This window comes from Streptomyces sp. NPDC048389 (assembly GCF_040706335.1).
Classification (GTDB): Bacteria; Actinomycetota; Actinomycetes; order Streptomycetales; family Streptomycetaceae; genus Streptomyces.
Genome location: NZ_JBEZKP010000054.1, coordinates 40,361 through 48,083 on the forward strand (window position 1 = coordinate 40,361; position 7,723 = coordinate 48,083).

General features: G+C 73.3%; 4 protein-coding genes. All 4 read right to left on the reverse strand.

The window, feature by feature from the left end; genetic code table 11:
- Window positions 1-320: 320 nt before the first annotated feature.
- Window positions 321-1,766 carry an aldehyde dehydrogenase family protein gene (locus AB0903_RS27980; RefSeq protein ID WP_366707451.1) on the reverse strand — a complete coding sequence of 482 codons (1,446 nt, stop codon included), beginning with the start codon at window positions 1,764-1,766 and terminating at the stop codon, window positions 321-323.
- Between the two features lie 173 nt (window positions 1,767-1,939).
- On the reverse strand, window positions 1,940-2,908 hold the full coding sequence (locus AB0903_RS27985) for an EamA family transporter (RefSeq protein WP_366707453.1): 969 nt from the start codon (window positions 2,906-2,908) through the stop codon (window positions 1,940-1,942).
- Between the two features lie 143 nt (window positions 2,909-3,051).
- Complete coding sequence (locus AB0903_RS27990; RefSeq protein WP_366707455.1) at window positions 3,052-4,647, reverse strand: PucR family transcriptional regulator; 1,596 nt, start codon at window positions 4,645-4,647, stop codon at window positions 3,052-3,054.
- Window positions 4,648-4,820: 173 nt separating this feature from the next.
- Window positions 4,821-7,037 (reverse strand): ATP/GTP-binding protein, encoded by a 2,217-nt coding sequence (locus AB0903_RS27995; RefSeq protein WP_366707457.1) that lies wholly within the window; start codon window positions 7,035-7,037, stop codon window positions 4,821-4,823.
- Window positions 7,038-7,723: the final 686 nt, after the last annotated feature.

Below are 7,723 nucleotides of genomic sequence, written 5' to 3' on the forward strand. Positions count from 1 at the left end.
GTTCTGCCCGACCTCGTCGACTGCGTGCTTGAAGACCTTTGCCTCGTCCTCATCGAGGAAGCGCTCGGTCTGCCAGTCGCCAGACGCCCGACCGCCGTCACGCCACTTCACCCGGTAGCTGGTGATCTCACCAGCCTTGTTCTTCGCGGATCTACGCTCGCCATGCGCGGAGAGTGGCCCCATGTGTTCCCAAGGTGTTCCCACGCCCCTGTGGGAACCGGCCAAGATCGGCCCGTCCCCGCAGGTCACTACCGGGATACGAGGAGACGGCCGGAGCCCCCGCACAGTGGGCTCCGGCCGTCGGTCGTGGCGTACGGGCGTTACAGCGCCAGGCCGGTGAGCACCAGCACCCGCTCGTACGTGTAGTCGTCCATCGCGTACGCGACACCCTCGCGTCCGACGCCGGACTGCTTGGCGCCGCCGTAGGGCATCTGGTCGGCACGGTAGGACGGGACGTCGCCGACGATCACGCCGCCGACCTCGAGCGCGCGGTGGGCGCGGAAGGCGGTCTGGACGTCGCGGGTGAACACTCCGGCCTGGAGGCCGTACTTGGAGTCGTTGACCGCCGCGAAGGCCTCGGCCTCGCCGTCGACCCTGGTCACGGTCAGGACCGGGCCGAAGACCTCCTCGCAGGCGAGGGTGGTGTCGGCGGGGACGTCGGTCAGGACGGTGGGCGCGTAGGCGGCGCCGTCGCGCTTGCCGCCGGTGAGCAGCTTCGCGCCGCCCCGGACCGCCTCTTCGACCCAGGACTCCACCCGCTTCGCGGCGTCCTCGCTGACCAGCGGGCCGACGTCGGTGGCGGAGTCGGACGGGTCGCCGGTGACCTGGGCGTCGACGGCGGCGACGATCTTCGGCAGCAGCCGGTCGTACACCGTCGCGTCGGCGATCACGCGCTGCACGGAGATGCAGGACTGGCCGCCCTGGTAGTTGGAGAAGGTGGCGATACGGGTCGCCGCCCAGTCCAGGTCCTGCTCGGAGGCGAAGTCGGCGAGGACGACGGCCGCGCCGTTGCCGCCGAGCTCCAGGGTGCAGTGCTTGCGCGGCACCGAGTCCATGATCGCGTAGCCGACCTTGTCCGAGCCGGTGAAGGAGATGACCGGCAGGCGCTCGTCCTTGACGAGGGCGGGCATCTGCTCGTTCGGGACCGTCAGCACGGACCAGGAGCCAGCGGGCAGCTCGGTCTCGGCGAGCAGTTCGCCGAGGATCAGACCGGACAGCGGGGTCGCCGGGGCCGGCTTCAGGATGATCGGCGCGCCGACGGCGATGGCCGGAGCGATCTTGTGGGCGCAGAGGTTGAGCGGGAAGTTGAACGGCGCGATGCCGAGCACGACGCCCTTGGGGAAGCGGCGGGTCAGGGCGAGCCGCCCCTGGCCGCCGGCGTCGGTGTCGAGGCGCTGCGCCTCGCCGCCGTTGAAGCGGCGGGCCTCCTCTGCGGCGAACCGGAAGACGGAGACGGCGCGGCCGACCTCGCCGCGGGCCCACTTGATCGGCTTGCCGTTCTCGGCGGAGATCAGCTGCGCGAGCTCTTCGGTGCGCTCGACCAGGCGCTTCGACACGTGGTCGAGCGCGGCCGCGCGGACGTGGGCGGGCGTCGCGGCGAACTCGTCGCGCACGGCGTACGCGGCGGCGACGGCCTCCTCCACCTGGGCCTCGGTCGGTACGGAGACCCGGCCGACGAGGCGGCCGTCCCACGGGGAGGTGACGTCGAAGGCGGTCTCGCCGGTGGCCTGGCGGCCGGCGAGCCAGAAGGCGTGGGTGGAAGTCATGCGGGTCCCGGCCCTTCCGAAGTAGTGGGGTTTGCTCTCGGTCGTTCTCTCCACACGGTAGGGCCGCCGGTCCGTCCGGTCGTTTGTCCGGCGTGGAGTAGTCGCGTGTCCCGCCTGGCCTCTTTGGCGCGTCGACGGTCGTGGGCCGGCGGAGGCGGCCGCGCGGGAGGCGGTCAGCGGCGGCGTTCGGTGGACACGATCAGGCAGACACCGGCCACGACCACGGTGCCGCCGACCGCGATCGGCCAGGTCAGCCGCTCGTCGAGAACCAGTGCGCCGAGCAGCACGGCGACCACCGGGTTGACGTACGCGTACGTGGCGACGAGTGAGAGCGGCGCGGTGTGCAGCAGCCAGGCGTACGCGGTGAACGCGAGCAGGGAGCCGAAGACGACAAGATAGGCGAGCGCGACCCAGGAACGGGTGGAGACGTCACCGAGAGCGAAGCCGTGGTGCTCGCCCCGGCCGAGAGCGACGAGGGCGCAGCCGATGCCGCCGGCCACCATCTCGTAGGCGCTGGCTGCGAAGGGGTCGGTCGGCATCGGGATGCGCGACGACGAGAACGAGCCCACCGACCACATCACGGTGGCCGCGATCACGGTGAGGACCCCCGCGATGCGTACGTCGCCGCTGAGACCCGGCAGGGTCAGCACGGCCAGGCCGGCCAGGCCCAGTGCGACGCCCGCGTAGGCGCCGAGGGCGGGGCGCTCGCCGGAGACCCGACGCAGGACGACGACCCAGGCGGGGACCACGGCGATCAGCAGCGCGGCGAGCCCGGACGGGATGGACGTCTCGGCCAGTACGACCAGGCCGTTGCCGCCGAGGAGCAGCAGCAGGCCGACGACGGCAGCGGAAGCGAGCTGCTGCGCCGTGGCCTTGAGCGCCGAGAGGCCGCGGCGCCAGGCGACGAGGGCTCCGAGGATCAGACCGGCGACGACGAACCGGACCGCCGCCGAGGCGAACGGCGGCATCGTCTCGACGACGATACGGATGCCGAGGTAGGTGGAGCCCCAGACGACGTAGACGATGGCGAGCGCGGCCCAGACGGCACCGGAGATCCGGCGGCGGGCGGGGACCGAGGGGGCCGGGAGGACCGGCGCGGGAACGCGTTTGCCGGGTGTCGACTCGGCGGCAGGGCTTGTCATGCGCAGGAGATTAGGCATTCCGAAGCGGAGTTACCAACAATCCTGCCCGACTCCGGGCAGGATCCCGGACTTCCGGTGGAGGCGCCGAACTCGCAAGGCATGACCGTCACAGGTCATGAACGCCCTCAGCGTGAGCAGCCCAGTCAGGCGCCCGGTCGGGCCTGTGCCGGCGGCTCGCCCGTCGCCTTGAGCGCGAGCCACAGCTCCATGCGCACGTCCGGGTCGTCGAGCGAACGTCCGAGGATCTCCTCCACCCGGCGCATCCGGTAGCGCAGCGTGTGGCGATGGACGCCGAGGTCCGCCGCTGCCGCGTCCCACTGGCCGTGGCGGGACAGCCAGGCCCGCAGCGAGGCCACCAGGTCGCCGCGGCCGGTCGCGTCGTGTTCGCGCAGCGCCCGCAACATGCCGTCCGCGAACGCGCGTACCGCGTCGTCGCCGAGCAGCGGCACGATCGACCCGGCCGCCAGCTCCTCGTGCTCGACGAGGGCGCGCCCGCGCCGGCGGGCCACCGAGAGCGCCTGCTCCGCCTGCTTGTACGCTCCGGCGGCCGCGGTCGGGCCGGTCGGCGCGGAGAGCCCGACGAAGAGCTCTGCCTCTTCCGCGTCCCCGGCCCCGTAGGTGTCCACGCACGCGGCGGCGACCGCGCCGCCGTCCACGGCGAGCACCACCATGCGGTCGTCGGCCCCGTCGGGCACCGCGAGAACGGTCTCCCCGGCCCGCGCGGCCGCCGACTCGACCGACTCGACGAAGGCGCTCAACGCGGCGGGGCGGCCGCCCACGGCCGGGTCGGGCTCGCGTCCGGCTTCGGCGATCAGCAGCCGGAACGGGGCGTCGAGCACCCCGCCGTACAGATCGCCGGCGACGGCCCGCGCGTGGTCGGGCTGCCCGGACAGCAGCATGCGCAGCACCGCGGCACCCAGGCGCTGCTCGGCGGCCTGCATCGCCCGGGACCGCTCCGTCGACAGGGTCAGCAGGGCGACCGCGGAGTGCACGGCGTAGCGCTCCGCGGTGCCCAGAGAGGCGCCCGTGCCGACCGCGAGCGCGCCACGGACCCGGCGCCCCGTGCCGAGCGACTGGAGCTCGACCCGGTCGTCGTCCTCCGTGCCGCCCACTACGGCGCTCGCGGGCGCGGCGCGTTCACGCAGCCGCTCGACGTCGGCGGTGAGCCGGGCCGCGCGCCGGGCGGCCCACTCGGGCGCCGCGGCGACGACCGCGCCGGACGTGTCGTACAGCGCCGCCCAGCCGTCGACGTGCGCGGCGAGCCGGGCGACGACGGCATCCGGCCCTTCGGTGAGCGCGGCCCGCGTCAGCTCCCGCTGGACCTCGAACCCGGCGGTCACGGCCCGGTACTGGTCGGCGGCGATCGCAGCGGAGACGGCCTTGCTGATCGCGATGAACGGCGTACGGCGCGGTACGGCGAGCAGCGGCAGCCCCTCCTGCCTGGCCGCCTCGACGAGCGCTTCGGGAATGTCGTCGTAGTACACACCGACGGCGAAGCCCAGACCGACCACTCCGGCGCCCACCAGTCTGCGTACGTAGCGGCGCATGGCCTCGTGGTCCTCGGCGTCCAGCTTCATGGCCGTGACCAGCAGAAGCTCACCGCCCTCCATATACGGCACGGGGTCGGTGAGCTCGCTGACGTGGGCCCACCGCACGGGCGTCTCGAGCCGGTCCTCCCCGGCCCGCACGGTGAGCTTGAGCGCCGAGTGCTGGACGAGCGAGGCAAGAGTGGGCGGCATGGGACCAGTGCCCTTCGAGGCAGGGGGCGGCGGATGGGATTGCGCCGTCCCGTATGAACGGCATACCTCGATTCTGCCAGAGTGTCGCAGTTCGAATCCCCGCGGCTCAGCCCCCGGCTCGGGCCCCCGCGTTTCAGGTCCCGGCTCAGGCCCCGGGCTCGGGTCCCCGCGCCTCAGGTCCGCAGATCGACCAGCAGGGGCGGCGCGTGTTCGCCCCGTACGGTCGTCAGCGACAGCACCGCGTGACCGGCGGGCACCGCGTGGGCGAGGTCCGACGCCGACCAGCGGGCGCGTTCCACCTCGCGGACGGTGACGGCCTCCGCGGTGGGCGCCCGGCCGGTGACCAGGCGGCGCATCATGTGCAGGGCCTTGGTCAGCGGCTCGTCCGCGATGATCTGCCGGTTGGTGACGTCGCGGGTCTGGACCCACTCGGTGCCCCAGGTCTCCGCGAACCGGCCGCCGTCCGACGACGCGAGCCCCGCGAACGCCATCCGGCAGCCGACCGAGCCGAGCAGCGGACCACGCAGCGGCTCCGGCACGTCCTCGAGGGTGCGCAACGCGAGGACGACTCCGGCATGGGCGGAACGCAGCCGCTGCATCGCGCGCACCGACTCGGCGGTCACCGTGCTCGTCGCGTCGTCGAGCACCAGGCAGGCGAAGAGCGAGCGGTCCGAGCGGGTCAGCGCGGCCTCGGTGAACTGGGCCAGCACCAGCCGGGCGATGATGCGCGACGCCTCGGCGTGACCACGCTCGGGAAGATCGACGCGGACCCTCATCGGGTGCTCAATGGCCCGCAGGGAGAACGTCCGCCCATCGCCGTCGGTACGGAAGAACCCTGCGAACGCGGGCCGGTCGAGGAAGGCGATCCGTTCCGCGAGCAGCACCCCGATGTCGTCGCCGCGTGCCGACTGCCGCTCCCTGGCGTCCAGTTCCCGCAGCTGCGACGCCTCGCCCGACTCCTCCAGGGCGCTCCGCAGCGCGCCGAGCGCGGCGGGCGCGCCACCGAGCAGTTCCCGCAGCTCCGGGACCGGCGGGAAGTGCCCGTGCACACACCGGTAGGGCCCGATCAGCTGGGCCAGCGCGGTCGCCGCCCGCCGGCTGTCCCCGCCGGGCAGCCCGGCGCAGAGGTCCCCCACGAGCGCCTCCGCGAGCATCCGCGCGGCCTCGTCGGGGTCCTCCGCGCCGCCGTACAGGTCGAGGTCGTGCGTGGTCCCCGGCTGCCCGACGGAGACCACCAGGTCGAAGTCGCCGTCGGGGACGACGGCGTTGCCGTGGGCGGTCACGGCGACGACGGCGGCGCGGTTGGCGAGCGCCAGCAGACACAGGGACTCGATCACCGGCCGCACGAGCCGCACGCTCTTGCCCGAACCGGACGGACCGACAGCCAGCATCGAGGTGCCCAGCAGAGCCGGTTCCAGAGCGACACCCGTGGTGCGGCGGGCATACGGATTGCGCCGGTCGTCGACGACGGTGCCGATCCTGACCTGCCCGGTGGCCAGGTCGTGCGTCGCGGTGCGTACCGGCAGGTCCCGCAGCCCCGAAGGGTGCGCGCAGGCGGCGGGTCCGTGCCGGCGCACGGTTTCGGCGAAAGCGGTGAGCCGCTCGGGCCGGGCATGCACGCCCTGCCAGGCGCGCCGGATCCGCGCGTAGTCCACATCGCCGAGGCTCCCGGCCCGGGTCGCCTCCGCGAGCCGCCCGGCCGCCTCGACGAGCCCCGCGGCGCGCAGCTCGGGCCAGTCGACGGGGTCCTGCGGCGGCGGGTCACCGGCTGCTGGTTCTGCCCCCGCGCGCCTGCGCTGCACAATCGGCCAGGTACCGGCCCGCCCCACCACAGCGACGACCGTCGCCGCGAGGAGCACGTAATAGAGGTTCGAGAACCAGGTGAGGTAGGTGACGGTCCGTGGCATTTCACGCCAGACGCCCGGCAGGAACACGAACAACGGCCACAACGGCACTCCGTATCGCCGCCACACCTCCTGCCAATTCCCCACCCGGCCGAAACCAGTGGCAAGCAGCCCGAGCACAAGGCCGTAGTAGACGTAGCTGACCATGACGTACATCTCGAAGTCCGGATGTGAAGGCAGCCACGAGTTCTCGGGGACCAGCCAGAGCATTGGCAGCAGCCACCAGTCGTCGACGAAGAACCACCATCCCCCGAGGTAGCCGTTCCACAGCAGGGACCACAGCAGCCAGCCGCACAGGTAGGCGATGAAGGCTCCGCTGAAGAGCTGCCGGGCCGGGACGAGTTGGGGCTCCACATCGGGGCGGTCGATGTGGCCCAGCCGCCAGACTCCCGGTGCCGCCGTCGGGCGGGGTACGCGAAGCCACTCCACGAGCCGGGGCCGGGTGATCGGTGCGTGCCCCGGCAGGGCCGGGGCACCTGGCGGCACGGACGGCGGCTCCTTCGGCGGACCGGCCGGACGTGGCACGGGAGTGGAGTGTGTGCCGCGCGCGTCGAATGTGCCTTCGGATTCCATGAAACCGCTGCCCCCTGACCGACCAGGCCCCGCATCTGTGTACGGTCAATCTAGTGCGTAAGCCCTTGGACGGGCGGCAGACCGGGTTCACGTTTCCGGGCGTGGCCCGGCCCCGGCTACGACCCCGGTCACGGGCCGGTCCCCGTCCCGCCCCTGAGCATCACCCGGTCCAGGTCGCCGGGCGTCCCACGTGCTGCGCCTCCGGGCGGGGCCCGGTGGGTCCGGGATACGTGGTCGGGCTTGGCCCGGCCCGGTGTGCTGGGTGGCCCGGTCGGGTGCGCTCGGCGCCCGGGTCCCGTGGCGCCGGCTGTGGCCCGGTCCTGTCCGCCTGGCGTCCGGGTGCCGCGCGTCCGGGCGGGGCCCGGTGGGTCCGGGTGGCGCCCCTCGGGCGAGGCCCGGTCCCGGGTGCGCCTTCGGGGCTTGGCCCGGTCCTGTGCGGGTGGCGTCCGGGTGCCGCTCCGGTGGTCGTGTCCGGGACTGCTTTCCTCACCGCGCTTCGCGCGTGTTGCGACGCTTTACGTCCCGGACACGACCCCCTGCGCGTCCCCCTCCCCCGACGCGACGGTTTCGCCCCCGCCCGTGGACAAGTGCGGGCAGGG